The organism is Rhizobacter fulvus (genome assembly GCF_964020785.1).
Map to the genome: position 1 here is coordinate 4,670,963 of NZ_OZ224516.1, position 26,861 is coordinate 4,697,823.

Below are 26,861 nucleotides of genomic sequence, written 5' to 3' on the forward strand. Positions count from 1 at the left end.
CAGCGGGTAAATCACCCCGGGAAAGGCCCCCGGTTCACGGGGTTGCCCAACGATCGGCAGCGGACCAAAAGAAAAGCCACCGAGGGGTGGCTTTGGGTGGTCATGACCGAGGGGTCGCGCTAGACGGCGAAGTCGGACAGCTTGCGCCCGGCGGCGACCGCCGCCTTCAGCCACTTGGGCTGCAGGCCCCGGCCGCTCCAGGTGTCGCCGGTGGCGCCATCGCGGTACTTGGCGGCGACTTTCGCGCCCTTGCCGGCGCGGGTCTTGACGACGGCCCGCGTCGACAGGTCGCTGATGGTCAGGCGGTGTTCTTCCATCAGCGCGCGGACTTGCGCGATCGCATCGCTGCGGGTTTTCTCGCGAGTCCGCGCAATCTCGGCTTCGAGCGCTTCCTTCTGTGCGATCAGTTCCTGCAGCGTGGCCATGTCGAACCCTCCGGGTTATTGTGATTTACCGGAATATTCTATTCGACGGGCCGGCGCGTATTCAAGCGCCGGTCGGCGGCACATACCCGGCGGGTTGTTCGACGCCGCCGCCGAAGAAGAAATTCTCCATTTGCCGGGCGAGATATTGTCGGGCACGCTGGTCCGCGAGATTCAGGCGGTTCTCATTCACCAGCATGGTCTGGTGCTTCATCCAGGCCTGCCAAGCTTCCTTGCTGACCTGGTTGTAGATTCTCTTGCCGAGTTCGCCCGGGTAGGGGGCGTAATCCATGCCCTCGGCTTCCTTCTTGAGATAAATGCATTGAACGATTCGGGCCATCAGTTTTCTCCTTGCCTCAGCCGAGTTTCTTGACCAGCACCTGCGAGCGCCGATCCCAGTTGTATTTGCGTTTGCGCGCTTCGGGCAGCCAATCCGGATCGACCTGATTGAAGCCGCGCTTGATGAACCAGTGCATGGTGCGCGTCGTGAGCACGAAGATACTGTCCAGGCCCATGGCCTTGGCGCGCTGTTCGACGCGCTTGAGAATCCGTTCGCCGTCGCCCTGGCTTTGCACCTGCGGCGACACGGTCAGCGCGGCCATTTCGGCGGTCCGGGCTTCCGGGTAGGGGTAGAGCGCCGCGCAGCCGAAGATCACGCCGTCGTGCTCGATCACGGTGTAGTGGCCGATGTCGCGTTCGATCTCGGTGCGGCTGCGCTTGACCAGCGTGCCGTCCTGCTCGAACGGCTCGATCAGCTGCAGCACGCCGCCGATGTCGTCGGAGGTCGCCTCGCGCAGGCTCTCGAGCTTCTCGTCGACCACCATCGTGCCGATGCCGTCGTGGGTGAACACCTCCATCAGCAGCGCCCCGTCCATCGCGAACGGCAGGATGTGCGAACGCTCCACGCCGCCGCGGCAGGCGCGCACGCAGTGCTGCAGGTAGAAGGCCGGATCGGTCGGCTTCTCGGGCCGCGGCAGGCTGGTCAGCAGGCGTTCGGCATCGGCGAGCGCGAGCTCGGTGTCGATCGGGCTCTCGGCATCGTTCATGTCTTCGTAGATGCCTGGCACCTCGGTGATGAACAGCAGCTTGTCCGCCTGCAGCGCGATCGCGGTGCTGGTGGCCACGTCTTCCATCGTCAAATTGAAGGCCTCGCCGGTCGGCGAGAAGCCGAACGGCGACAGCAGCACCATCGCGCCGGTGTCGATCGCCTTGCGGATCGCCGCGCCGTCGACCTTGCGCACGACGCCGCTGTGGATGAAGTCGACGCCGTCGACGATGCCCACCGGCCGCGCGGTCAGGAAGTTGCCCGAGATCACCCGCACGATCGCGTTCGCCATCGGCGTGTTCGGCAAGCCCTGCGAGAACGCGGCCTCGATCTCGAAGCGCAACTGACCCGCGGCCTCCTGAGCCGAGTCGAGCGCGACGGCATCGGTGATGCGCAGCCCGTGGCTGTAGCGCGCCTCGTGGCCCTTCGAGCGCAACTGCTCGTTGACCTGCGGCCGGAAGCCGTGCACCAGCACCAGCTTGATGCCCATCGCGTGCAGGATCGCCAGGTCCTGGGCGAACGAGCTCAGCTTGCCCGCGGCGATCAGCTCGCCGGTGATCGCGACGACGAAGGTCTTGCCGTGGTACGCATGGATGTGCGGCGCCACGGCGCGGAACCAGGGCACGAAGGTGTGGGGAAAGACGAGACTCACGGCGCGCGGCACTCACTGGTGGGGATGGCGGACGCGATTCTGTCACGCGTGCCGGTACCCGGCCGGCTCGAGGGCTCGCTCAACGCGCAGGCCAGGCGAGCGGATCGGTGCCGGGCCGCACCGAGGGTCGGCGCCAGCGCGCCGGCGTGTGCGAGAACTCGGCGGCGTGGCGCATCGCCGTGAGGTCGCCCCAGCCGGACGAGGTCTTTTCCATCATCTCGCTGAAGTCCGGCGGCGGCGCGTCGAATCCGTTCGCCACACGACCCAGGCTGCGCAACCACAGTCCCGTGCGGGCCAGCGACACGCGCACCCGCCAGCTGCCGCCTTCGCGCTGCTGGCGCAGCAGTGCGGCTTGCGCGCCGAAGGCGATCAGGAAGCCGGTCGCCATGTCGAGAATCTGCACCGGCAGCGCCCTCGGTTCCGTCGCGCCGGCCGCCTTCGCTTCGGCCAGGTTGAAGCCGGTGGCGCTCTGCACCAGCGAGTCGAAGCCGCGGCGTCCGCCCCACGGCCCGGTCTCGCCGTAGGCCGACAACGAGACGATGACGATGCCCGGGCGCAGCGCCGCGAGCTCCGCCGGCCCGAAGCCGAGGGCCGCGAGGCCTCCGGGGCGGTAGCCCTGGATGAAGACGTGGGCGTCGCGAACCACGGCGGCCAAGGCCTCGCGCCCGGCGGGGTCGCGCAGATCGGCGAGCGCTGACAGCTTGCCGCGGCTGGTGTCGGCGATGGCCTCGATGTTCGGCAGGTGCGGCGCGTTGACCAGCATCACGTCGGCACCGTAGGCGGCCAGCGTGCGGCCGCCGGCGGGGCCGGCGAGGATGCGGGTCAGGTCGAGCACGCGCATGCCGGCCAGCGGGGGCGCGTCGCGCGCCAGTTGCGGCCACGGCAACGGCGGCGCATCGCCGATCCGCTCGAGCTCCACCAGCGGGTGCGCGGCCACTGCGGCGCTTTGCGGATGACGATCCCACTCGTCGACGCTGCGCAACGCGGCGACCACGAGCTTGGCGTCCGCCGCGTGCTGCTCGAACGCGTACGCGTCGCGCTCCCGCAGCGCGGCCGCCACCTCGGCACGCGGCGTGTCGGGCCCCGGCGGCAGGCCGAGCAGGCGCAGCACGCCGTCGCGGTGGTGCGCGAAGTTGGTGTGCAGGCGCAGCCAGCCGTCCGCGCACCGGTACAGCCCGGCGATCGGGTCCCACAGCTCGGGCACCCGACCATCGAGCGTGAAGCGGCAGGCGCATTCGAGCGCGGCGCGCCGCATGTCGACCGCCACCCGCTGGTGAACGTCATGGCGAGAGCGGCCGATCTCCACGGCGGCCAGCGCGGCGGCGGCCAGTGACGCCTGCGCGGCCGTGCCGACCGCGAACGACGTGGGCAGGGCGGGTTCGGCGCCCCTCAGGTCGAGATGGGAGAGCGCGTCCGCCGGCAGGCCCGCGTCCCGCCAGATCGATTCGACGGCCAGGGTCATGCGGCCATCTTAGGCCGCGACACCGCTGGCGTCAGTGACCGCCCCCGCCGCCGAGATACGCGGCCTTCACGGCTGGGTCGTCGCGCAGTTTCTCGGCCGCGCCGTGCACCGAGATGCGGCCGTTCTCGAGCACGTAGCCATAGTCGGCGACGCCGAGCGCCGCCGACGCGAACTGCTCGACCAGCAGCATCGTCACGCCCTCGCTCTTCAGCCGCGCGATGATCTTGAAGACCTCGGCGACCAGGATCGGCGCGAGGCCCATCGACGGTTCGTCGAGCAGCACGACCTCGGGATTCAGCATCACCGCGCGTGCCATCGCGAGCATCTGCTGCTCGCCGCCCGAAAGCGTGCCGGCGAGCTGCTCGCGCCGCTCCTTCAGGCGCGGGAACAGCTCCAGCGCGCGTTCCAGGTCGGCCTTGACGTCGCCCTTGGGCCGGCTGCCGGTCAGGCGCGGGAAGGCGCCGAGCGTCAGGTTGTCGGTCACGGTCATCGTCGCGAAGACGCGCCGGCCTTCCGGCGAATGCGCCAGGCCGAGCTTGGCGATGTGGAACGACTCGAGGCCGTCGATGCGCTTGCCGTTCAGCGTGATCTCGCCGGCGGTCGGCGCGATCATCCCGGACACCGCCCGCATCGTCGTCGTCTTGCCGGCACCGTTCGAGCCGATCAGCGTGACGACCTTGCCCTTGGGCACCTCGATCGAGACGCCGTGCAGCACTTGCACCTTGCCGTAGCCGGCGAACAGATTGTTGATGGTCAGCATGATGTGTCCTTAAGCGGCCGTGCCGCCGAGGTAAGCCTCGATGACCTTCTCGTCCGCCTGCACCTGCGCGGCGTTGCCTTCGGCGATCTTCTGGCCGAAGTCGAGCACCGAGACGGTGTCGCACATGCTCATCACCACGTCCATGTGGTGCTCGATCAGGATCACGGTGATGCCGTGGTCGCGGATCTTGCGGATGAAGCTGATCAGCTCCTTGATGTCCGGCGCGGTCAGGCCGGCGGCCGGCTCGTCGAGCAGCAGCAGCTGCGGGTCGAGCGCCAGCGCGCGGGCGATCTCGAGCAGGCGCTGCTTGCCGTAGGGCAGGTTGCGCGCCTCCTCGAACGCCAGGTCGGCCAGGCCGACGAACTGCAGCAGGCCCATCGCGCGGTCGGTCGCGGCCTTGCTCTCGCGCAGGTAGCGCGGCGTGTGCACGGCCACGTCGAGCAGGTTGCTGTCGAAGGTGTGGTGCAGGCCGACCTGCACGTTCTGCAGCGCCGTCATCTCGCCGAACAGCTGCACGTTCTGGAAGGTGCGAGCGATGCCCGACAGCGCGATGTCGGACGACGTGCGACCGACCACCGAGTCGCCGGCGAACGAGATCGCGCCGGCGGTGGGCACGTAGATGCCGGTCAGTACGTTCATCATCGTGCTCTTGCCCGAGCCGTTGGGCCCGATCAGGCCGTGGATCGTGCCGCGCTTGATGCTGAGGTCGACGTTGTTCAGCGCCTTCAGGCCGCCGAACTGCATCAGCACGCCCTTGGCGGTGAGGATCTCGCCGCCGGCGCCAGCTGTCGCGGTGGTCGAGACCGCGTCGGCGCCTGCCAGCGGCGCGCCGGCCACTTGCGCGTCGGGCTGCTGGCGCTTGATGTTCAGCGCGTTGCGGACGAAGCCGACGATGCCGTCCTGCAGGTAGTACACGACGAACAGCATGATCACGCCGAAGATCGACAGTCGCCAGTCGGTCATCGTCTTGAGCCAGAACGACAGTGCCGCCAGCGCGATGCTGCCGACGACGGGAATCGCCATCTGCTTCGGCGTCAGGCGCCCACGCTGAATGCCGATGACCGCCACGATCGCCACCAGCACGGCCAGTCCCACAGAGACGTAGCGGAACATCTCGACGTCGTCGAGCAGCTTGGGCAGCAGCACGATGATGGCGGCACCGATCATCGTGCCGATCCGATTCTTACGCCCACCCATGATCACCGCGAGCAGGAACAGCACCGTCAGCTCGAAGTTGTACGAATTGGGCGAGATGTATTGTTCGGAATACGAGTACAGACCGCCCGCCAGGCCGGCGAAGCCGGCGCTGATCACGAACGCATAGACCTTGTAGCGGTACACCGAGACACCCATGCAGTCCGACGCCACCGGGCTGCCACGCAGCGCCTCGAACGCGCGCCCGAGGTGCGACCGGAGGATGCGGTGCACCACGATGAGCGAGATCACCATCAGCACTGCGACCAGCCAGTAGAACTCGCGCTCGTCGAGCTGGTGGCCGAACGGGCTCGGCTTCTGCAGCTTGATGCCCATCGGTCCCTCGGTGAGGAAGGTCATCTCGTTGATCAGGATCTGGATGATCGTGCCGAACGCGAGCGTCACCATCGCCAGGTACGGGCCGGTGACGCGCAGCGCCGGCAGCGCCAGCAGCGCGCCGAAGCCGGCGGTGACCAGCACCGCGGCGGGCAGCGTGAAATAGATCGGCGCCCCGAGCTTCATGAACATCACGCCGGCGGTGTAGGCACCGACGCCGAACAGACCGGCGTGGCCGAGCGACACCTGGCCGGTGTAGCCGACCACGATGTCCAGACCGAACAGCAGGATCGCGTAGATCAGGATCGTCTCGAGGAGGTGGACGTTGTACGGGTTCGTGACGAGAACGGGGAACAGCATCAGCGCGGCGATGCCGACGATGGAAGCGATGAGAAGGTTGCGGCTCATTTTGGTCAGACCTTCTTGATGACGCTCTTGCCGAACAGGCCCTGCGGGCGCACCGCGAGCACGATCAGCAGCAGCACCAGGCCCGGCACGTCCTTGTAGCCGGTGCTGATGTAGAAGCCGGTGGTCGTCTCGGCGATGCCGAGGATGATCCCGCCGACGATGATGCCCATGCCGCTGGTCAAGCCACCGATGATCGCGACCGCGAAGGCCTTCAGGCCCAGCACCGCGCCCATCGTCGCACCGGTCAGCGTCAGCGGCGCGATCAGCACGCCGGCGAACGCCGCGCTCATCGACGACAGCGCATACGAGAAGGTGATCACCAGCCCGGTGTTGATGCCCATCAGCTTGGCCGCGTCGCGGTCGTTGAAGGTCGCGACCACGGCCTTGCCGTAGATCGACTTGCGGTTGAAGACCTCGACCGCCAGCATCATCAGCACCGCGCCGACGACGACCAGAATTTCCATCGGCAGAACGTTGGCGCCGAGGAACTTCAGCGGCGACTCCGGCAGCGGCGACGGGAACTTCAGGTCGTCGCGGCCCCAGACGTTCTCGGCCACGTTCTTGAAGATGATGCCCAGCGCGATCGTCGACATGATCCAGCCGAACTCGCTCTTGATCTTGATCGCCGGCCGCACGCCGATGCGCTCGACGACCGCGCCCTGGAATGCGCCGAACAGGCACACCAGCGGGATCATCAGCCAGTAGTTCACGCCGAGGCCGACCAGCGTCAGGCCGACCAGCGCGCCGAGCATCAGCGCGTCGCCCTGGCCGAAGTTCAGGGTGTCGCTGGTCGCGAAGGTCAGCTGGTAGCCGAACGCGATGACGGCGTAGATCATCCCCAGCGCGATGCCGGAGAAGATCAGTTGGGTCAGGATTTGCATGATGAGACTCTCCGGGCGAGGCCGGCGTGGGCACAAGAAGACGCCGCCGCAGGCCGAGGGGCCCGGGGCGGCGGGAAGCCGGAAGCGGAGCTTACTTCTTCACTTGGACGACGGATGCCTTCTTCTGGTCTTCGGGATAGGCATAGATCACCTTGCCGCCCTTGACTTCGCCGAACACCGGGATGTTCGCGGTGATCGCGTCATGGTCGGTCTTGGAGAACGGCTTGTTGTAGGTCGTGACCACGCCTTCGACCGGCGTCTTCAGGTCCTCCAGCGCGGCCTTGATCTTCGGGCCCTCGGTGCTGCCGGCCTGCTTGATCGCCGCGGCGAGCAGGTAGACCGAGTCGTAGCCCTGGGCGGCCGAGACCGGCGAGTCCATGCGGGCGTTCTTCGGGTTGAAGGTCTTCAGATAATTGATGATGAACGACTGGCGCTTCGGGTTCGTCGGCTCCTGGACGAAGGTCTGCGGCATGCGCGCGCCTTCGCCGCCGGGGCCGGCGTTGTCGATGTAGTTGGCCATCGACAGCGTCCACGAGCCGATCAGCGGCACCTTCCAGCCGAGCTTGGTCATGCCGTTGGCGATCTGCGCCAGCTCGGGGCCGATGCCGTAGGTCAGCACGGCTTCGGCGCCGGCTTCCTTGGCCTTCAGCAGCTGGGCCGTCATGTCGACGTCCTTGATGTTGAACTTCTCGACGGCGACCGGCTTGATGCCCTTGGCGGACAGGGCCTTCTCGAGGTCTTCACGGCCGAGCTGGCCGTAGTTGGTCGAGTCGGCCAGGATCGCGACCTTCTTGAAGCCGCGGCGGGTGATGGCCTCCTCGACGATCATCGGCGCCTGGATGCTGTCCTTGGCCGAGTTGCGGAAAACGTAGTTTTCCGGGTCCTTGGCGAACTGGCTGGTGATCACGGTGCCGGTGGCGACGTTGTTCATCACCGGGATCTTGGCTTCCTGAAAGAAGCGCTGCGAAGCGAGCGCGACACCGGTGTTGATGTAGCCGACGACCGCGACGACCTTCTCCTTGTTGATCAGCTCCTGGGCGATCTGGACGCCGCGCTCGTTCTTGGCCTCGTCGTCGCGCTCGACCAGTTCGATCTTGCGGCCGAGCACGCCGCCGGCATCGTTGATTTCCTTGGCGGCCAGGCGCACGCCGTCGCGCATGCTGACGCCCATCGACGACGAGCCGCCGGTGAATGGACCGTCGACGCCGATCTTGATCGGATCGGCAGCGACGGCGAGCGAGGCCATCGACGCCAGGGCGACGGCGGTGGCAATCTTGGTGAAACGCATCATTCGTATGTCTCCAGCGGGTTGAGTGAGGCAGGCTGCCCCGGCCGAGCCGGGTTGCAACGCACTGTAATTATCCGGGTGGCGTGCAAGACCGTGCATGCGCATCACTGCTAGGGTGCACTGCGTAGTTCTGCATAAGGGAAGACCCGAGCACCGCGCCTGTCGCCGCGCCGCAGCACAATCTTGCATATGAAACTGAAGGCCAAGATCCTGATGCTGGCGGTGGCCCCGCTGCTGCTCGCGATCGCGGTGATCGGCGGGCTGCTGGTGGTGGAAACGCAGCGCCTGGAACGCCAGCAGGCCCAGGTGCTCGAAGACGTCCTGCTCAGCACCAAGCGCGAGGAACTGCACAGTTACATTGCGCTGGCGCTGACCTCGATCGACCACCTGTACGGCGCCGGCCGCGACGACCAGGCCGCCAAGGAGCAGGCCAAGGCGATCCTGTCCAGCATGAACTTCGGCGACGATGGCTACTTCTACGCCTATGCCGACGACGGCCTGAACCTGGTGCATCCGCGCCAGCCCGAGCTCGTCGGCACCAACCTGTGGAACATGCGCGATGCCGACGGCACCTACGTGATCCGCGAGCTGATCGCACGCGCCAAGGAGGGCGGCGGGTTCCAGCGCTATTTGTGGCCCAAGCCGTCGACTGGCAAGATCGAGCGCAAGCTCGGTTACTCGGTCTACCTGCCGCGCTGGGGCTGGATGCTCGGCACCGGCATCTACCTTGACGACGTCGACGCCGCCGCTGCAAGGCTGCGCGGCAACCTGCTGGCGAGCGTGCGCCAGACGCTGGTCGGGCTCGCCGCGGTGGCGGTGATCGCCGCGCTGGCAGTGTTCACCGGCGGCCTGGCGCTCAACATCAGCGAGCAACGCCAGGCCGACCGCAAGCTCAAGGCGCTGGCGCACCGCGTCGTCAGTTCGCAGGAGGAGGAGCGGGCGCGCGTCTCGCGTGAATTGCACGATCACATCTGCCAGCTGCTGGTGTCAATCAAGTACCAGTTCGAACTCGTCGGCCACCGCCTCGCGCACCCGGGCGACGCGCCGGTGACCGCGATCGACCGCGAGATCTCGGCGTTGTCGAAGGCGATCGGGGAGGTGCGCCGGATCTCGCACGACCTGCGCCCGGCACTGCTCGACGACCTCGGCCTGCCGGCAGCGCTCGAGCACATCGGCAACGAGCTCGCGCAGCGCAGCGGGCTGGAGGTGCGCGTCTCGCCGCAAGTGCACGAGGAGCGGCTGCCCGAACTGCAGGCGGTGAGCCTGTTCCGGGTCGCGCAGGAGGCGCTGCGCAATGTCGAGCGGCACGCGCAGGCCAAGCACATCGACATCCGGCTCGACGACGCCGGCGACCGGCTCGAGCTGCGCATCACCGACGACGGGGTCGGCTTCGACGTCAAGAACATCGAGCAGAGCCGCGACCGCGGGATCGGCCTGACCAACATGCGTGAGCGGGTCGAGCGCAACGGCGGCACCTTCCAGCTGATCTCGCACCCGGGGCACACCGCGCTGACCGCCAGCTTCCCGCTCACCGCCGTCGCATGACCCAGCCGATGGTTCGTCTCGTCATCGTCGACGACCACTCACTGGTGCGCGACGGGCTGCGCGCGCGCCTCGCGGTGGTCGCCGGCCTCGAGGTGATCGGCGAGGCGGCCAGCGGCGACGAGGCGCTGGCGCTGGCCGGGCGCCTCGCGCCCGACCTGATGCTGGTCGACGTCGGCATGCGCGGCATGAACGGGATCGAACTCGCCACGCACCTGCGGTCGCGCCATCCCGCGATCCGCGTTCTGATGCTGAGCATGTACGACAACCGCGAGTACGTGCTCAGCGCGATGCGCGCCGGCGCGCGCGGCTACGTGCTGAAGGAATCGCCGACCGAGGAGATCCTGTCGGCCATCAGTGCCGTCTGCGCCGGCGGCAACTACTTCAGCGCGCAGATCTCCGACCTGGTGCTGCAGCCCGGCGCCAACAGCATGCCGCAGCTGACCGCCCGCGAGCACGAGGTGTTGCTGCTGCTCGCGCACGGCAAGAGCAACAAGCTCGTTGCGCGCGAGCTGGACATCAGCGTGCGGACCGTCGAGACGCACCGCCTGAGCCTGCGGCGCAAGCTCGGCGTCGATTCGCCGAGCGACCTGCTGAAGATCGCCGTCTCCAACGGCTGGACGACGCTCTAGGCGCGTTGACGCGCTGCGCCCGGCGGCGCAGCATCGGGGCCTCGTTCAACGGAGCCTGCTCATGGATGCATTCCAGACCCCGGGGGCGTTCAGCTGGTGCGAGCTGATGTCCACCGACCCCACCGCCGCAACCGCCTTCTATGCGCAGCTGTTCGGCTGGAAGCTCGAGGCGATGAACATGGGCATGCCCTACCACGTCGTCAAGGTCGGCGATGCCGCGATCGGCGGCATCATGGGCATGCCGCCGGGCTCGCCACCGGGCCTGCGTCCGACCTGGGTGCCGTACGTGACGGTGGCCGACGTGGACGCGCTGGTGAGGCAGGTCGTCGCGCTCGGCGGCAAGGTGATGATGCCGCCGGCGGACATCCCGTCGGTGGGCCGTTTCGCGGTCATCGCGGACCCGCAGGGAGCGACGCTGAACGTCATCACCTACGCGATGCCCGGCGGCTGAAGAGCGGCGCCGCCGGCGCGCGCGGCGGCGAAGCGGGAGGGGCGGTCCGCGCCGACGCCGCATCTCCGATAATCCGGCCTGCATGTCGAATCACCAGGCCCACCCCGCGCCCGCTGTCGCTGCCGGGCCGCGCCCGGCGAATGCGCTGCCGCCCATCACCTATCCGGAGTCGCTGCCCGTCTCGGCGCGGCGCAGCGAGATCGCGCGCGCGATGGCGGCCCACCAGGTCGTCATCGTCTGCGGCGAGACCGGTTCGGGCAAGACCACCCAGCTGCCGAAGATCGCGCTCGAACTCGGTCGCGGCAGGGCGAATACCGGCAAGCTGATCGGCCACACGCAGCCGCGGCGGATCGCGGCGTCGAGCGTGGCCAAGCGCATCGCCGAGGAGCTGAAGACGCCGCTGGGCGAGATCGTCGGCTTCAAGGTTCGCTTCCAGGACCGGCTGCAGCCCGGCGCCAGCGTCAAGCTGATGACCGACGGCATCCTGCTCGCGGAGACGCAGACCGACCCTTTGCTGCGCGCCTACGACACGATCATCATCGACGAGGCCCACGAACGCAGCCTGAACATCGACTTCCTGCTCGGCCACCTGCGGCAGATCCTGCCGCGCCGGCCCGACCTGAAGATCGTCGTGACCTCGGCGACGATCGACGCCGACCGGTTCGCGAACCACTTCGCGTCGAAGGACGGGCCGGCGCCGGTCATCCAGGTCTCGGGCCGCCTGTTCCCGGTCGAACAACGCTGGCGTCCTTTCGAGGAAAGCCGCGAGTACGACCTGAACGACGCGATTCGCGACGCCGTCGACGAACTCTGGCGAGGGACTGGGAGCGGGTCGTCCGGCCCCGCTGGCACCGGCGACGTGCTGGTGTTCCTGCCCGGCGAGCGCGAGATCCGCGAGGCGGCCGATCACCTGCGCAAGCACCACCCGCCGGGCGTCGAGGTCGTGCCCTTGTTTGCACGCCTGAGCCAGCAGGAGCAGGACCACATCTTCGAGCCGCACAGCGCGCGCCGCATCGTGCTCGCGACCAACGTCGCGGAGACCTCGCTGACGGTGCCGGGCATCCAGTTCGTGATCGACGCCGGCACCGCGCGGGTCAAGCGCTACAGCTACCGCAACAAGGTCGAGCAACTGCTGGTCGAGCCGATCAGCCAGGCCGCGGCGAACCAGCGGGCCGGGCGTTGCGGGCGGGTCAGCGACGGCATCTGCATCCGCCTGTACGACGAGAAGGAATTCGCCGGGCGGCCGAAGTTCAGCGACCCCGAGATCCTGCGCTCGTCGCTGGCCGGCGTGATCCTGCGGATGAAATCGCTCAGTCTGGGCACGGTCGAGGACTTCCCGTTTCTCGAGCCGCCGCCGAAGCGCGCGATCGCCGACGGCTACCAGCTGCTCGCCGAGCTCGGCGCGGTCGACGACTTCAACGAACTGACGCCGATCGGCCGCGAGCTCGCGCGGCTGCCGCTCGACCCGCGGGTCGGCCGCATGATCCTGGAGGCGCGCACCCGCGATGCGCTGACCGAGGTGCTGATCATCGCCGCCGCGTTCAGCGTTCAGGAGGTGCGCGACCGGCCGCTCGAGCACCAGCAGGCGGCGGATGCGGCCCACAAGAAGTTCGACGACGAGAAGAGCGAATTCATCGGCGACCTCAAGCTCTGGAAGTGGCTCGAGGACGCGAAGGGCGGGCAGGGGGAGCACAAGGTGTCGCAACGCAAGCAGGAGCAGCTGCTGCGCGACAACTTCATCTCGCCGCGCCGGGTGCGCGAATGGCGTGACATCCACTCGCAGCTGCACACGGTGGTGGCCGAGCACAAGTGGCGGCTGAACGGCGCGCCGGCCACCTATGAGCAGATCCACCTGTCGATGCTCGCGGGCCTGCTCGGCAACATCGGCTGCAAGAGCGAGGACGAGGACTGGTACCTCGGCGCGCGCGGCATCCGCTTCTACAAGCACCCGGGCGCGAACCTGTCGAAGAAGCCGGGGCGCTGGATCGTCGCGGCCGAGCTGGTCGAGACGACGCGGCTGTTCGGCCGCAGCATCGCGGCGATCGAGCCGCAGTGGCTGGAGCGCATCGGCGCGCACGTGATCAAGAAGCAGCTGCTCGAGCCGCACTGGGAGAAGAAGGCGGCCGAGGTGATCGCGCTGGAGCGCGCGACGCTGTACGGCATCGTGATCTACAGCAACCGGCGCATCAACTTCGGCAATGTCGATCCGGTCGCCGCGCGCGAACTCTTCATCCGCGAGGCGCTGGTGGCCGGCGAATGGGAGACGAAGCTGCCGTTCGTCGCCGCCAACCGCAAACTGATCGCGCAGGTCGAGGAGCTGGAGCACAAGTCGCGTCGGCAGGACGTGCTGGTCGACGACGAATTGATCCACGCGTTCTACGACGCGCAGCTGCCGGCGGACGTCTGCAGCGGCCATTCGATGGAGCGCTGGTACCGCGAGGAGGTCAAGCGCCAGCCGCGGCTGCTGCTGCTGACCCGCGAGGAACTGATGCGCCACGAGGCGGCCGGCATCACGACCAACGCGTTCCCGAAGACGATCCGCCTCGGCGGCGTCGATTGCAGCGCGACCTACCTCCACTCGCCGGGCGATCCGAAGGACGGCGTGACCGTCGCGGTGCCGATCTACTCGCTGAATCAGGTGAACGACGAGCGCTGCGAGTGGCTGGTGCCCGGCATGCTGAAGGACAAGGTGCTCGCGCTGGTCAAGACGCTCCACCAGCGGCCGCGCTCGCGGCTGGTGCCGCTGCCCGACTACGCGCAGGCGTTCGTCGAGGCGGTCGAATTCGGCAACGGCAGCCTGCACGACGTGCTGTTGAAGCACGTGCGCGACAGGACGCAGCTCGACATCAAGCGCGCCGATTTCAAGTTGGAGCAGGTGCCGCCGCACCTGTTGATGAACTTCCGCATCAACGACGAGCACGGCCGCCAGCTCGGCACCGGGCGCAACCTGGCGGCGTTGAAGGCCGAGCTCGGCGGGCAGGCGCGCTCGGCGTTCCAGGCGCTTGCCGCGCTGAAGCTGGATGCGCCGGCCGCGCCACCGGCACCACAGGGCAGAAATGTCGCGGCGATCATCAAGCCGACGCGTGCCGAGGCGCCGAGCGTGGCGGCAGAGAGGTACACCGCCTGGACCTTCGGCGAGCTCCCCGAACTGATGGAGATCCGCAAGGCCGGCCAGTCGCTGATCGGCTTTCCGGCGCTGATCGACAAGGCCACGCACGTCGAGATCGAGGTGTTCGACGAGCCCGACGTGGCCGCGCGCAAGCACCGCGCCGGGCTGCGCCGGCTGATCGCGCTGCAGATCAGGGACGCGCTGAAGTACCTCGAGAAGAACATCCCCGACCTGCAGAAGATGAGCGTCGCGTACCTGCTTGTCAGCCAGGGCAGCGCCGACGAACTGCGCGACCAGATCATCGACGTCGCGCTCGACCGCGCGTTCCTCGCCGACGCGCTGCCGACCGATGCCGCGGCGTTCGCGCGCACGATCGAGAACGGGCGCGGCCGCCTGACGCTGATCGCGAACGAGGTCGCACGCAGTGCCGGCACGATCCTGCTCGAACACACCGCGGCATTGCGCAAGCTGAAGGACGCGCGCGCACCCAAGGACGTCACCGACGACATCACCGCGCAACTCGGCCGGCTTGTCCCGAAGCGCTTCGTCGCCGATACACCGTGGGCTCAGCTGGCGCACCTGCCGCGCTACCTGAAGGCGATCGTGATGCGTCTGGACAAGCAGCGTGCCGACCCCGCCCGGGATGCGCAGCGCCTGGCCGAGTTGCGGCCGATCGAATCGCGCTACTGGCGCCATCTGGCGGAGCGCAAGGGCGTGGCCGATGCTCGTCTCGACGAATTCCGCTGGCTGCTCGAGGAACTGCGCGTCAGCCTGTTCGCGCAGGAGCTGCGCACGCCGCAGCCGGTCAGCGTCAAGCGGCTCGAGAAGGCGTGGACGCAGCTGGCTTCCTGAGGAAGGACGCTGTCATCTTCCGGCACGCACCTTGCGCTACATTGGGGCCGCGGTGCCGCGGGTCGGGCGCATGGGGCGTCCGAGGCGGTGCGTCATTTCTCTGAAGGAGCGGTGCATGAGTTACGTGTGGATGGCAATCATCGGGTTCGTCGTGGGTCTGATCGCGCGGGCCATCCTGCCCGGCACGCAGAGCCTGGGCATCATCCTGACGGCGGTGCTGGGCATCGCCGGCTCGTTCCTCGCGGGCTTCGCCGGCAAGGCGATGGGCTGGTACACCGACGGCCAGCCGGCGGGCTTCATCGCCTCGATCGTCGGCGCGATCGTGCTGCTGTTCATCGTCAGCAAGCTCAAGGGGCCGACCTCGAACTGAGGCCGGAGCGACCCGATGTCCCGCCCCGACCGCACCGTGCCCGCCGAATGGGTCGTCGTGCCCGACTCACCGGCCGAGATCGACGCCGTCGTGAAGCAGTGCCGACGCCTGGTCACCAAGCGCGCGGCCGTCGCGGCGGGTGTCTCGATGGTGCCGATCCCGGGCGTGGACTGGGTGACCGACGTCGCCGTGCTGATGAAGCTGATCCCCGACATCAACCGCGCCTTCGGCCTGACGCCCGAGCAGATCGAGCGCCTCGCCCCGGACCGCCGGGTCGTCGTCTACAAGGCGATCTCGGCCGGCAGCGGCATGCTGGTGGGCCGGCTCGTCACGCGCGAACTGATCATGAAGTTGCTGAAACTCGTCGGCGTGCGCCTGACGACCCAGCAGGCCGCCAAGTACGTGCCGATCGCAGGCCAGGCCGTGTCCGCCGCGCTGACGTTCTCGTCGCTGAAGTTCGTCGCCGAGCAGCACATCCAGCAATGCGTGGCGGTATCGAGACAGCTGATGCTGCCCGCGCCCTCGGGTGCAGCGGCGCACTGAGTACAATCTGCGAGTTCGGGGCGTAGCGCAGCCTGGTAGCGCAACTGGTTTGGGACCAGTAGGTCGCGAGTTCGAATCCCGCCGCCCCGACCATCTTTTCTCCGGCTCTCAGCAGCCCCCTCCACCAGCCCGTAGCTCAACTGGATAGAGCACCGACCTTCTAAGTCGGATGTCGGGGGTTCGAGTCCCTCCGGGCTGGCCACTCATTGCGTCGCCGAGCCTCCCCAGGGACCGGCGCGCTTCACCGCGACCGACGCTCAGCGCTCACCAAGCGCTCTTGAAGCCGCCTGCATTCGCAGATTCAGGAGGCAGCTCCGTAAGGTTCACCGTGGCTGCGTTGGAGCGCAATGCCGCTGTTCGAAAAGTGAGTGAAATCACCTATGCGTACGTGCGCCGGTGCGCATACGATCACGCATCGCTGAAGATCGGGGAGCCAATGTCATGGACGAGATGAGTGAGGTGTTCGAGTCGGTGGCTCGCTACTTCTCGATATTGGCCGAGCCGGCTCGGCTGCGCATCCTGCACTCCATCTGTCAGCAGGAGCGGTCGGTGGGTCAGATCGTCGAAGAGACCGGGATGACTCAGACGAACGTGTCCAGGCACCTGAACATGATGTACCAGGCTGGCGCGTTGAAGCGTCGTCGGGACGGCGCGATGGCCTTTTACGCGGTCTCGGACGCCACGCTGACGGAGATCTGCCGAACAGTCTGCGTCAGGGTGTCGGGCGAGCTGGACGGCAACAAGGTGCTCAAGCGAAGTTTCAAAGAGCTGATCGAAGAGTTGCGCTGAGCGGCGCATCGGTTCGGGTCTCAGACCCCTGCGGAGATGGTACATGTCGAGTCACGAGACGAAGATGTCGGGACGCATCCTGAAGGCGCCCGAAGGGCAGTTGCCGCCGGCACTGCTGGAGGAGGCGCGCAAGGCTCGGCGCAGCTTCATGGGCAAGGCCCTCGCCATGGGCGCCGGCGCCGTCGGCGCGAAATCGGCGCTCGCGGCCCCGGCTGTCGGCGACGGCGATCCGGCCATCCTGCAACTTCCACCGCACTCGACGGGGCTGGGTCAGCCCGTCGCTGCGACCGGCTATGGCAATCCGTCGAAGTGGGAGAAGAACATCCAGCGTCGACAGAGCCCTGGGTTGACGCAGGTGCCCCAGGCATCGGTGTCGTTCTGTCCGTTGCAGTCCCTGTTCGGCATCATCACGCCGAGCGGACTTCACTTCGAGCGGCACCATCAGGGCTGGTGGGACATCGATCCCTCGCAGCATCGTCTGATGCTCAATGGGTTGGTACGCGAGCCGCGCGTGTTCACGATGGACGACTTGATGCGGCTGCCCTCGGTGTCGCGGATCCACTTCATCGAATGCGGGGCCAACAGCGCGATGGAGTGGGGCAACTCGGCGGTCCCGAGCGTGCAATACACCCACGGCATGATCTCCTGTTCCGAGTTCACGGGGGTCAGGCTGTCGACCTTGCTCGAGATCTGCGGTGCGGACACGAAGGTGGGCCGGTATCTGCTGGCCGAGGGAGCTGACGGATCGTCGATGACGCGCACCATCCCGATGGCGAACGCCCTCGATGACGCGATCGTCGCGTGGGGCATGAACGGCGAAATGCTTCGACCCGAGAACGGTTACCCGTTGCGCCTTGTCGTCCCCGGTGTTCAGGGCGTCAGCTGGGTCAAGTACCTGCGGCGCATCGAGGTCGGCGATCAACCGTTCTTCACGAAAGACGAGGAGATCCACTATGTCGACCTGATGCCGAACGGCATGTACCGACAGTTCACGTCGGTGCAGGAGTGCAAGTCGGTCATCACGACACCATCGGGATCGCAGACCTTGCTCGACAGGGGCTTTTACAACATCACCGGTCTGGCATGGTCGGGTCGCGGCAAGGTCAAGCGGGTCGACGTGAGCGTCGACGGCGGTCGCAACTGGCGGACGGCGCGGCTGGAAGGGCCGATCCTGTCGAAGGCGCTGACGCGCTTCAACATCGACTGGGAGTGGGATGGATCGCCGGCGATCCTGCAGTCCCGCGCCGTGGACGATACCGGCTATGTGCAGCCGAAGATCAATCAGCTCCGCGCGGTCCGAGGCACGAGGTCGATCTATCACAACAACGCAATCCAATCGTGGCGCGTGGCGGAGACAGGCGATGTCTCCAACGTGCAGATGTACTGAGCCTTGTCGGAGCGAACCGCATGAAGTTCGGATTCCTCGTCGCCCCGCCGGTCCGCACGGCTGTCTTCTTCGCGCTGACCGTTTCTGCTTCGGCGTGGGCCGATCCGGCGGTCAAATCGGGCATGAACCAGATCGGTCGCACGGCGACGCCTGCCGAAGTGAAGGCATGGGACATCGACGTGCGCGGGGACTTCAAGGGACTCCCCGAGGGCGCCGGAAGCGTCAGCATGGGCGCCGACATCTGGGACGGCAAGTGCGCGTCCTGCCACGGCGCGTTCGGTGAGTCGAACTCGGTCTTCACGCCGATCGTCGGCGGCACCTCCAGGAAGGACATCGAAACCGGGCACACCTACTTTCTTTCGCACCCGGGCTACCCGCATCGCACCACGCTGATGAAGGTCTCGAAGCTCTCTTCGATGTGGGACTACATCCACCGCGCGATGCCGTGGAACGCGCCCAAGTCGCTGACGCCGGACGAGGTCTATGGCGTGCTCGCGTACATCCTGAACCTCGGTGAGATCGTGCCGGCCGACTTCACGCTGTCCGACAAGAACATTGCCGAGGTGCAGAACCGCCTTCCCAATCGCAACGGCAAGGTCTTCTACAAGGACATGTGGGAGGTGCGCGGCAAGGGCGATGTCAGCAATCCGCTGTGCATGAAGGACTGCCCGGTAGAAGGCAGGATCGGATCGTCCCTGCCGGACGACGCACGCAACTCGAACGGGAACATCTCCGAGCAGGTCAGGCCGTTCGGTCCGGCTCGCGGTACGGACACGGCCGCGCCCTCTCGCACACAGAAGGTCGGCGTCCTGATCCCTGCGCCGGCCCAGACGGTCTCGCCCGCAGCCGCGCGGGCTGCTGCGTCAACGCCCTCGGGGTCGGGCGGAACCTCCGCGGGGCTTGGCCTCGCACAGGCGAACTCGTGCACGGCCTGCCATGGCGTGGCGAACAAGATCGTCGGTCCTGCCTTCGAGGCGGTGGCAAAGAAGTATGCGGGGCGGGCCGACATCGTGGACTACCTGACGGGGAAGATTCGCAAAGGTGGACAGGGCGTGTGGGGCCCGATTCCCATGCCCGAGCAGGCGCAACTGAACGAGGCGGATGCGAGGGCGCTTGCACAGTGGATCGCGGGCGGCGCCAAGTAGCTCGCGAAGTTCCCGAACGTATTTCCCTCGCACATCAACTTTCGAACGCCAGGAGAGGCTTGACATGAAGACGACCACGAGACGAGACATCCTGAAGCAAGGCGGCTTGCTCGCCATGCTGGTGAGTTGCGGCATGCTGACGACGCAACAAGCACTGGCAGCAGACGCTCCGGGTTTCGATGCCAAGACCATGGAGGACGCCCTCAAGGCCCTGGGCGGCAAACCCGTGGACAGCAAGGACATCGTGATCACCTCGCCGGACATTGCAGAGAACGGCGCGGTGGTGCCTGTCGCCGTGACCAGCAACATCCCCAAGACGCAGGAGATCTACATCCTGGTCGAGAAGAATCCGAATCCGCTGACCGCGACCTTCACCATTCCGGATGGCACGGAGCCTTTCATGTCGGTGCGGACCAAGATGGGCCAGAGCTCGAACGTCTACGCCGTCGTCAAGGCTGACGGCAAGCTCTACTCGGCCTTTCGCGAGACCAAGGTCACGCTCGGCGGCTGCGGCGGCTGACCCACTCGCTCCCATATCAACACCATTCACCAGGAGACAGATTCATGGGTGACCCGATGCGCATTCGCGCTCAAATGAAAGACGGCCTGACCGACGTGCGTGTATTGATGTCGCATCCGATGGAAACCGGTTTGCGCAAGGACAGCGCCGGCAAGATGATCCCGGCGCACTACATCAACGACGTCAAGGCCTCGAGCGGCGGCAAGACGGTGATGACGGCCAAGTGGGGCCAGGCGATCTCGCAGAACCCGTACCTTCAATTCCGATTCAAGGGCGCCAAGGCGGGCGACAAGGTGTCGGTGACCTGGACGGACAACACCGGCGACACGCGAACCGACGAAGTCGCGATCGCCTGATCGAGACGCGATTGCGCAGCTTGTCCTTACAACAAGGCGTTCGCAGCGCCGCAGGAGACTCAGAATGAAGGTCTTGTTCGCCGCAGCCACCGCGCTGCTCGTCGTCTCTCACGCGTCCGCGCAGACTGCGAGCGACGGTATTGCGCAGTACCGCGCGCTGCTGGCCGACGGAAACCCGGCCGAACTCTGGGAAGCGAAAGGCGAGGAACTCTGGAAGAAGGCGAGGGGCCCCAAGAATGCCTCGCTGCAGCAATGCGACCTCGGCCTCGGCCCCGGCGTTGTCAAAGGGACGTTCGTGACCCTTCCGCGCTACTTCAAGGACACGGGTCGGGTCCAGGACCTCGAGTCGAGGCTGCTGACCTGCATGCAAGACCTTCAGGGTCTTGACGCCGCGGCGATCGCCAGGACACCGTTCGGAAAGGGTGAGCAAGCCAACATCGAGAGTCTGGTGGCGTGGATTTCCTCGGAGTCCGCCGGCCTGAAGTTCGCTGTGCCGCAATCGCACGTCGAAGAACGGAACATGTATGAAGCGGGCAAGCGCATCTTCTTCTTTCGTGCCGGTCCTTATGACTTCGCCTGTGCGTCGTGCCATGGCCAGCAGGACAAGCGGATCCGCTTGCAGGATCTGCCCGACCTGACGACCGCCAAGGGCGCCGGAGCCGGTTTCGGCGCGTGGCCGGCGTACCGCGTGTCGAGCGGTGAGTTGTGGGGCATGCAGCGGCGCCTGAACGATTGCTTCAGGCAGCAACGCTTTCCCTACCCGGGCTACGGTTCCGACGCCACCGTGGCCCTCGGCGTCTACATGGGTGTGACCGCCCAGGGCGCTGCATCGATCGCACCTGCGTTGAAGCGCTGAGAGGAGACATCCATGACGATCAAGTACAGGGTAGTGACGGCGTTCGCCGCCGCAGCAGTGGTGATCGCGGCGGGCTGCGCGTCCACGCCTGCGCCGGTCGACTACGACCAGCTCGCATTGAGCATGATCAAGTCCTCGTTCAGGGATCAGGGGCAGGCGAAGCTCGATCGCCTCGACCAGGACGCGGTGCAGAAGGCGTGTTCGGGGCCGACGCCTCCGGCGCCCGAGGTGGCGCGCAAGCTCGAAGCCGAGGCGCTCGCCAGCGTCAAGCCACCGGCGGCAGGCCGCTATCTGGGCGACTGGAAGGAAGGCGAGAAGCTTGCCCAGAACGGACGCGGCATGACATGGTCCGATCCGCCCGGTTCGGCCAACGGTGGCAACTGCTACAACTGCCATCAGATGGCGAAGGCGGAGATCTCCTATGGCACGCTGGGCCCGAGTCTCTACCACTACGGCAAGCTTCGCGGCGTGAAGGACCCGGCGGACCCGGCATCGGCACCCATCGTCCTGTACACCTGGGGCAAGCTCTACAACGCCAAGGCCTACAACGCCTGCTCGGGAATGCCGCGTTTCGGCCACGAGAAGCTGCTGAGCGAGAAGCAGATGCAGGACCTGATGGCCCTGCTGCTCGACCCGAAGTCGCCCGTCAACCAATAGGAATCGGCGCAGCGCTGCGCCAAGGAAAAACAGATGAACATCGGTCGACGCGATTTCATGCAGATCCTCGCGCTGGCTTCGGCGGCCGGCATGACCCTCGAACATCGCGCGGTACTCGCTGCCGAGGCCGGCGCTTCCGAGCGGCTCTACGAACTGCCGGCCTACGGCAACGTGAGCTTCATGCACTTCACCGACTGCCATGCGCAGCTGATGCCGATCTATTTCCGCGAACCCAGCGTGAACCTGGGCGTGGCGGGTGCCGTCGGAAAGGCACCGCACCTCGTGGGTGAGTCTCTGCTCAAGGAATTCGGGATTGCACCCGGCTCGGCGAAGGCGCATGCCTTCACGTACCTGGACTTCGACCAGGCCGCGCAGACCTTCGGCAAGGTAGGCGGCTTCGCGCACTTGGCCACGCTGATCAAGAAGGTTCGCGCCACCCGGCCGCACGCCCTGCTGCTCGATGGCGGTGACACCTGGCAGGGCTCGGCCACGGCGCTGTGGACGAACGGTCAGGACATGGTCGACGCCTGCAAGTTGCTCGGCGTCGACATGATGAGCTCGCATTGGGAGTTCACTCTGGGGGCGAAGCGCGTTCAGGAAATCGTCGAGAAGGATTTCAAGGGCCGAATCGCGTTCCTGGCGCAGAACATCAAGACTGCAGACTTCGGCGATCCCGTGTTCGAGCCCTACGCGATGCGGCAGATGAACGGCGTTCAGGTGGCCGTCATCGGGCAGGCGTTTCCCTACACCCCGATTGCCAACCCGCGCTACCTGGTACCCGACTGGTCGTTCGGCATCCAGGACGAGAACATGCAGAAGGTCGTGGACGAAGTTCGCGCCAAGGGCGCCAAGGTCGTCGTCGTGCTGTCGCACAACGGCATGGATGTGGACCTGAAGATGGCCTCTCGGGTGGTCGGCATCGACGCGATCCTGGGCGGACACACGCATGACGGCGTGCCCGCGCCTGTCGTCGTCAAGAACCGCAGCAGTCAGACGCTGGTGACGAACGCCGGATCGAACGGCAAGTTCCTCGGCGTGCTCGACTTCGACGTGCGCGACGGGCGCGTCCAGGACTTCCGCTACAAGCTGATGCCGGTGTTCTCGAACCTCTTGCCCGCGGACAAGGAGATGCAGGCGCACATCGACAAGGTCCGCGCGCCCTATGCCGACAAGTTGGGCGAGACGCTGGCCGTCAGCGAGGGCCTGCTGTACCGACGCGGGAACTTCAACGGGACCTGGGATCAGCTGATCGTCGATGCGTTGATGGACGTGAAGGGCGCCGACATCGCGTTCTCGCCCGGCTTCCGCTGGGGCACCTCGTTGCTGCCGGGCCAGAAGATCACGCGCGAACTCATGATGGATCAGCTCGCGATCACCTACCCGTACACGACGCTGACCGACATGACCGGCGAGACGATCAAGACGATTCTCGAGGACGTGGCCGACAACCTCTTCAATCCGGACCCGTACTACCAGCAAGGCGGCGACATGGTTCGCATCGGTGGTCTGCAATACACCTGCGCGCCCGGCGAGAAGGCGGGATCGCGCATCTCCGACATGCGGCTCAAGGGCAAGCCGATCGACGCAGGCAAGACCTACAAGGTGGCCGGCTGGGCCCCGGTCGCCGAAGGCGCCAAGGGCGAGCCGATCTGGAACATCGTGGAGCAGTACCTGCGCGACCAGAAAGTCATCAAGGCGCCGGTGCTCAATCAGCCCAGGCTCGTCGGCGTCGACGGCAATCCCGGAATCGCGCGCGCCTGAGTCGCTCGGCGTCGATCCGAGATCCCCATGAACACGACCCGTCTGCGCCCCTGGATCGGCCTGTCCTTCGTGGTCGAAGGTCTACCTCCCGTAAGAGGGCGGCTGTGATGCACCTGTTCGCATGGCGCTCGTCACTCATGGCGGTCCTGGCGGTCCTGGCGGTCGCCGTCGGGAGCCTTGCGAGACCCGACCTTGCAGCCGCCGCGGCAAGCGAGTTCGAGCCGGTCGCCGTGCCGATGCAGGTCACTCAAGTCGCGCCCCACAGCTACTACGTGCTCGGTCAGGCCGGGATGGTTTCCAGCGCAAATGAAGGGTTCAACTCCAACGCGGGCTTCGTGGTCACCACCGAGGGCGTCGTGGTGTTCGACGCACTGGGCACACCGGCGCTGGGAAAGCGCCTGGCGGATCTTATCGCGAAGACGACAAGTCAACCGGTGCGCCGTGTCGTCATCAGCCACTACCACGCCGATCACTTCTACGGTCTGCAGGCGTTCAAGAAGCCGGGCGTCGATGTTTGGGCGCATGAACTCGTGCGCGACTACCTGGCCACCGACGCGCCTGCCGCGCGCCTGGCGGAGCGCAGGCAATCGCTGTTGCCGTGGGTGAACGACCTCACCCGCATCGTCGTGCCGGACCGGTTCGTCGGCGACGACACCGTCTTCAGGATGGGCGGCCTCACGTTCCGCCTCGTGCATGCCGGGCCGGCCCATACGCCGGAAGACCTGATGATGATGGTGGAAGAAGACGGCGTGCTGTTCGTCGGTGATCTGATGTTCACGGGACGGATCCCGTTCGTCGCCGATGCCGACGTGTCCGCCTGGATCCAGGCGATCGACCGGGTGCTCCGGTTCAATCCCCGCATCGTCGTCGGCGGCCACGGACCGGAGTCGACGAACGCCGTGGCCGATCTGGCGCTCACGCGCGACTACCTCGTCTACCTCAGGGACCAGATCGCCGCTGCATTCGACGATGGCCTGGACTTCGATGCAGCCTATGGACGCATCGACTGGTCCCGCTTCTCGGGACTGCCCGCGTTCGATGTGGCGAATCGCCGCAACGCGTACCAGGCCTACCTCAATGTCGAACGCGAGGCGCTGAGTTCGATCAGGCCATCGGCCCCGCCGCAGTCCGCCAAGCCATCGCTCTCGGAGCCACCATGAAGGCAATTCGCACCCTCTTGTTCGGGTTCGGGCTCTTGCTGTGGGCGGGCGCGTTTGCAGCGGATGGCCCGGTCAAGGTCGTCTACCACCTGTCCGAAGGATTGGCCCAGGCGAGTCGAGCGATGAACAACATCCGGAACCACCCCGACGCCGATCCGACAGCGAAGATCGTGGTTGTCGCCCACGGCCCCGGCATCGAGTTCCTGCTCGAAGGTGCCAAGGACACCAAGGGTCAGCCGTACGGCAGAGCGGCGATACCATCCGAGACTGGACCTGCGAGGAGATGAAGCATGAGCAAACGTGATGTGGTGGTGCTGGGCGCGGCGCGTTCGGCGATCGGGACGTTCGGTGGCGCCCTGGCGGATATCGAGCCGGCCGAGTTGGCGGGCAGCGTGATGAAGGAGGCCGTCGGCCGCTCGGGCGTCGACCCCAAGGCGATCAACTACGTCACGGTCGGCAACACCATCCCGACCGAAGGCCGCTTCGCCTATGTGGCGCGGGTCGCCGCGATCCAGGCCGGGCTGCCGATGGATTCGGTGGCCATGTCGGTGAACCGCTTGTGCTCGTCGGGCCTGCAGGCGATCGTGACGACGGCGCAGAACATCCTGCTCGGCGATTGCGACTACGGCGTCGGCGGCGGCGTCGAGGTGATGAGCCGCGGGGGCTACCTCTCGCCTGCGATGCGCACCGGCGCGCGCATGGGCGACACCAAGATGCTCGACATGATGGTGGCGACGCTGACCGACCCGTTCGGCGTCGGGCACATGGGCATCACCGCCGAGAACCTGGTGACCAAGTGGGGCATCACGCGCGAGGAGCAGGACACGCTCGCCGCCGACTCGCACCGCAAGGCGGCCGCGGCGATCGCGGAGGGTCGATTCAAGTCGCAGATCGTGCCGATCGTGAAGCAGACGCGCAAGGGCGAGGTCGTGTTCGACACCGACGAGCACGTCAAGGCGGGCACGACCGTGGAGTCGCTCGCCAAGCTCAAGCCCGCATTCAAGAAGGACGGCTCGGTCACCGCCGGCAACGCCTCCGGGATCAACGACGGCGCGGCGTTCTTCGTGCTTGCCGATGCCGCCGTGGCGGCTGCCGCCGGCCACAAGCCCATGGCGCGGCTGGTGTCGTACGCGGTGGCCGGCGTGCCCAACGAGATCATGGGCGAGGGGCCGATTCCCGCGACCCGGCTCGCGCTGAAGAAGGGTGGCCTCACGCTCGACCAGATGGACGTGATCGAGAGCAACGAAGCCTTCGCGGCCCAGGCGATCGCGGTCGCACGCGGGCTGGAGTTCGACATGAAGAAGGTCAACCCGAACGGCGGCGCGATCGCGCTCGGCCACCCGATCGGTTGCTCCGGCGCCTTCCTCGCGACCAAGGCGGTCTACGAGCTGCACCGCAGCGGCGGCCGCTACGCGCTGGTGACGATGTGCATCGGCGGCGGCCAGGGCATCGCGGCGGTGTTCGAGCGGCTCTGACCACCCGCCGGCAAGGCGCAGCACTGGATCTCGGCGACGCTTCCATCGACGTGGCGCGTCGCTCGATCTCTGCCGCTCGGACGGCATCCACCGGTGCCTCGACATCGAAGCGCGGGTCGCCCCCCGTGCGCATCGGCACGGCGGGCTGGAGCATTCCACGCGCGTCGGCAGACGCCTTCCCCGGCGATGGCAGCCACCTCGCGCGTTATGCCCGCGTGCTCAACGGCGCGGAGATCAACACTTCGTTCTATCGCAGCCATCGGCCCGAGGTCTACGCGCGCTGGGCGGCGCAGACGCCGGCCGGCTTCCGCTTCGCCGTCAAGCTGCCGCGCACGATCACGCACGACCAGCGGCTGCGCGCCGCGCGGCCAGCGCTGACGCGGTTCCTCGACGAAGTGTCCGGACTGGGCGATCGGCTCGGCGTGCTGCTGGTTCAATTGCCGCCGTCGCAGGTGTTCGAGCCCCGGCCGGTGCGCACGTTCTTCGAGCTGCTGGCGCGCCTGTTCGAGGGCGCGGTCGTCTGCGAGCCGCGGCACGCGACCTGGTTCGAGCCCACCGCCGATCGCCTGCTGGTCAAGCTCCACGTCGGCCGGGTGGCGGCCGACCCGGCGCGGTGGCCGGCCGCCGCGGTCCCCGGCGGCTGGCTCGGCCCGCATGGCGACGGCGCGGGCGCGGTCGTCTACCACCGCTGGCACGGCTCGCCGCGAACCTACTACTCGGCCTACGGCGACGCCTGGCTGCAGGCCCGCGCGGCCGAGCTGTAGCGCTGGTCCGGCGACGCGGACCGCTGGTGCATCTTCGACAACAC

Annotated in this window: 26 protein-coding genes and 2 tRNA genes; 20 read left to right on the forward strand and 8 right to left on the reverse strand. The window is 66.9% G+C overall.

Annotated elements, in window-relative coordinates; translation table 11 throughout:
- Positions 1–119 precede the first annotated feature (119 nt).
- The 8 genes from ACWH49_RS22240 to ACWH49_RS22275 all read right to left on the reverse strand — a co-directional run bounded on the left by ACWH49_RS22240 (position 120) and on the right by ACWH49_RS22275 (position 8,451).
- Positions 120–425: an H-NS histone family protein gene (locus tag ACWH49_RS22240; RefSeq protein WP_448173429.1), complete on the reverse strand. Its 306-nt coding sequence runs from the start codon at positions 423–425 to the stop codon at positions 120–122.
- Positions 426–486: 61 nt separating this feature from the next.
- Positions 487–762 carry an oxidative damage protection protein gene (locus ACWH49_RS22245; protein WP_056469151.1) on the reverse strand — a complete coding sequence of 92 codons (276 nt, stop codon included), beginning with the start codon at positions 760–762 and terminating at the stop codon, positions 487–489.
- Between the two features lie 16 nt (positions 763–778).
- Positions 779–2,119 carry an amino-acid N-acetyltransferase gene (argA, locus tag ACWH49_RS22250; RefSeq protein WP_448173430.1) on the reverse strand — a complete coding sequence of 447 codons (1,341 nt, stop codon included), beginning with the start codon at positions 2,117–2,119 and terminating at the stop codon, positions 779–781.
- 79 nt (positions 2,120–2,198) lie between these two features.
- A complete protein-coding gene (locus ACWH49_RS22255; protein WP_448173431.1) occupies positions 2,199–3,581 on the reverse strand; it encodes a CoA transferase in 1,383 nt (460 codons plus the stop codon).
- Between the two features lie 31 nt (positions 3,582–3,612).
- Complete coding sequence (locus ACWH49_RS22260; RefSeq protein ID WP_448173432.1) at positions 3,613–4,341, reverse strand: ABC transporter ATP-binding protein; 729 nt, start codon at positions 4,339–4,341, stop codon at positions 3,613–3,615.
- Between the two features lie 9 nt (positions 4,342–4,350).
- Positions 4,351–6,279 carry a branched-chain amino acid ABC transporter ATP-binding protein/permease gene (locus ACWH49_RS22265; protein ID WP_448173433.1) on the reverse strand — a complete coding sequence of 643 codons (1,929 nt, stop codon included), beginning with the start codon at positions 6,277–6,279 and terminating at the stop codon, positions 4,351–4,353.
- A 5-nt stretch (positions 6,280–6,284) separates the two neighbouring features.
- Positions 6,285–7,160 (reverse strand): branched-chain amino acid ABC transporter permease, encoded by an 876-nt coding sequence (locus ACWH49_RS22270; protein WP_056469168.1) that lies wholly within the window; start codon positions 7,158–7,160, stop codon positions 6,285–6,287.
- Between the two features lie 91 nt (positions 7,161–7,251).
- Positions 7,252–8,451: an ABC transporter substrate-binding protein gene (locus tag ACWH49_RS22275; RefSeq protein ID WP_448173434.1), complete on the reverse strand. Its 1,200-nt coding sequence runs from the start codon at positions 8,449–8,451 to the stop codon at positions 7,252–7,254.
- A 186-nt stretch (positions 8,452–8,637) separates the two neighbouring features.
- Here ACWH49_RS22275 and ACWH49_RS22280 point away from each other — a divergent pair, with 186 nt between their 5' ends.
- The 20 genes from ACWH49_RS22280 to ACWH49_RS22375 all read left to right on the forward strand — a co-directional run bounded on the left by ACWH49_RS22280 (position 8,638) and on the right by ACWH49_RS22375 (position 26,817).
- Entirely contained in the window at positions 8,638–9,993 is a 1,356-nt protein-coding gene (locus ACWH49_RS22280; protein ID WP_448173435.1) for a cache domain-containing protein, read from the forward strand.
- A gap of 8 nt (positions 9,994–10,001) precedes the next feature.
- A complete protein-coding gene (locus ACWH49_RS22285) occupies positions 10,002–10,622 on the forward strand; it encodes a response regulator (protein WP_448173436.1) in 621 nt (206 codons plus the stop codon).
- 61 nt (positions 10,623–10,683) lie between these two features.
- Positions 10,684–11,073: a VOC family protein gene (locus tag ACWH49_RS22290; RefSeq protein WP_448173437.1), complete on the forward strand. Its 390-nt coding sequence runs from the start codon at positions 10,684–10,686 to the stop codon at positions 11,071–11,073.
- An 82-nt stretch (positions 11,074–11,155) separates the two neighbouring features.
- Positions 11,156–15,034, forward strand: coding sequence for an ATP-dependent RNA helicase HrpA (hrpA, locus tag ACWH49_RS22295; protein ID WP_448173438.1), 3,879 nt, complete (start codon positions 11,156–11,158; stop codon positions 15,032–15,034).
- Positions 15,035–15,149: 115 nt separating this feature from the next.
- Positions 15,150–15,404 (forward strand): GlsB/YeaQ/YmgE family stress response membrane protein, encoded by a 255-nt coding sequence (locus ACWH49_RS22300; protein ID WP_448173439.1) that lies wholly within the window; start codon positions 15,150–15,152, stop codon positions 15,402–15,404.
- 15 nt (positions 15,405–15,419) lie between these two features.
- Positions 15,420–15,947: a hypothetical protein gene (locus ACWH49_RS22305; RefSeq protein ID WP_448173440.1), complete on the forward strand. Its 528-nt coding sequence runs from the start codon at positions 15,420–15,422 to the stop codon at positions 15,945–15,947.
- A 16-nt stretch (positions 15,948–15,963) separates the two neighbouring features.
- Positions 15,964–16,040: transfer RNA gene (locus tag ACWH49_RS22310), tRNA-Pro, on the forward strand.
- A 32-nt stretch (positions 16,041–16,072) separates the two neighbouring features.
- Positions 16,073–16,149 (forward strand) — tRNA-Arg (locus ACWH49_RS22315).
- A 239-nt stretch (positions 16,150–16,388) separates the two neighbouring features.
- Positions 16,389–16,736: an ArsR/SmtB family transcription factor gene (locus ACWH49_RS22320; protein WP_056469186.1), complete on the forward strand. Its 348-nt coding sequence runs from the start codon at positions 16,389–16,391 to the stop codon at positions 16,734–16,736.
- A 64-nt stretch (positions 16,737–16,800) separates the two neighbouring features.
- Positions 16,801–18,123: a sulfite dehydrogenase gene (gene soxC, locus ACWH49_RS22325; RefSeq protein ID WP_448173441.1), complete on the forward strand. Its 1,323-nt coding sequence runs from the start codon at positions 16,801–16,803 to the stop codon at positions 18,121–18,123.
- A 20-nt stretch (positions 18,124–18,143) separates the two neighbouring features.
- Positions 18,144–19,268, forward strand: a complete 1,125-nt coding sequence (locus tag ACWH49_RS22330; RefSeq protein ID WP_448173442.1) for a c-type cytochrome — start codon at positions 18,144–18,146, stop codon at positions 19,266–19,268.
- 64 nt (positions 19,269–19,332) lie between these two features.
- Positions 19,333–19,788, forward strand: coding sequence for a thiosulfate oxidation carrier protein SoxY (soxY, locus tag ACWH49_RS22335; RefSeq protein WP_448173443.1), 456 nt, complete (start codon positions 19,333–19,335; stop codon positions 19,786–19,788).
- 44 nt (positions 19,789–19,832) lie between these two features.
- Positions 19,833–20,144, forward strand: a complete 312-nt coding sequence (soxZ, locus tag ACWH49_RS22340; RefSeq protein ID WP_448173444.1) for a thiosulfate oxidation carrier complex protein SoxZ — start codon at positions 19,833–19,835, stop codon at positions 20,142–20,144.
- 64 nt (positions 20,145–20,208) lie between these two features.
- On the forward strand, positions 20,209–21,000 hold the full coding sequence (gene soxA / locus ACWH49_RS22345; protein ID WP_056469202.1) for a sulfur oxidation c-type cytochrome SoxA: 792 nt from the start codon (positions 20,209–20,211) through the stop codon (positions 20,998–21,000).
- Between the two features lie 12 nt (positions 21,001–21,012).
- Positions 21,013–21,657, forward strand: a complete 645-nt coding sequence (gene soxX, locus ACWH49_RS22350; RefSeq protein ID WP_448173445.1) for a sulfur oxidation c-type cytochrome SoxX — start codon at positions 21,013–21,015, stop codon at positions 21,655–21,657.
- A 33-nt stretch (positions 21,658–21,690) separates the two neighbouring features.
- Positions 21,691–23,418 carry a thiosulfohydrolase SoxB gene (gene soxB, locus ACWH49_RS22355; RefSeq protein ID WP_448173446.1) on the forward strand — a complete coding sequence of 576 codons (1,728 nt, stop codon included), beginning with the start codon at positions 21,691–21,693 and terminating at the stop codon, positions 23,416–23,418.
- Between the two features lie 107 nt (positions 23,419–23,525).
- Positions 23,526–24,578: an MBL fold metallo-hydrolase gene (locus ACWH49_RS22360; protein WP_448173447.1), complete on the forward strand. Its 1,053-nt coding sequence runs from the start codon at positions 23,526–23,528 to the stop codon at positions 24,576–24,578.
- Complete coding sequence (locus ACWH49_RS22365; protein ID WP_448173448.1) at positions 24,575–24,865, forward strand: DsrE family protein; 291 nt, start codon at positions 24,575–24,577, stop codon at positions 24,863–24,865. Before ACWH49_RS22360 ends, ACWH49_RS22365 begins: the two co-directional genes overlap by 4 nt.
- 3 nt (positions 24,866–24,868) lie before the next feature.
- A complete protein-coding gene (locus tag ACWH49_RS22370) occupies positions 24,869–26,053 on the forward strand; it encodes an acetyl-CoA C-acyltransferase family protein (protein ID WP_448173449.1) in 1,185 nt (394 codons plus the stop codon).
- A 125-nt stretch (positions 26,054–26,178) separates the two neighbouring features.
- A complete protein-coding gene (locus ACWH49_RS22375) occupies positions 26,179–26,817 on the forward strand; it encodes a DUF72 domain-containing protein (protein ID WP_448173450.1) in 639 nt (212 codons plus the stop codon).
- Positions 26,818–26,861 lie beyond the last annotated feature (44 nt).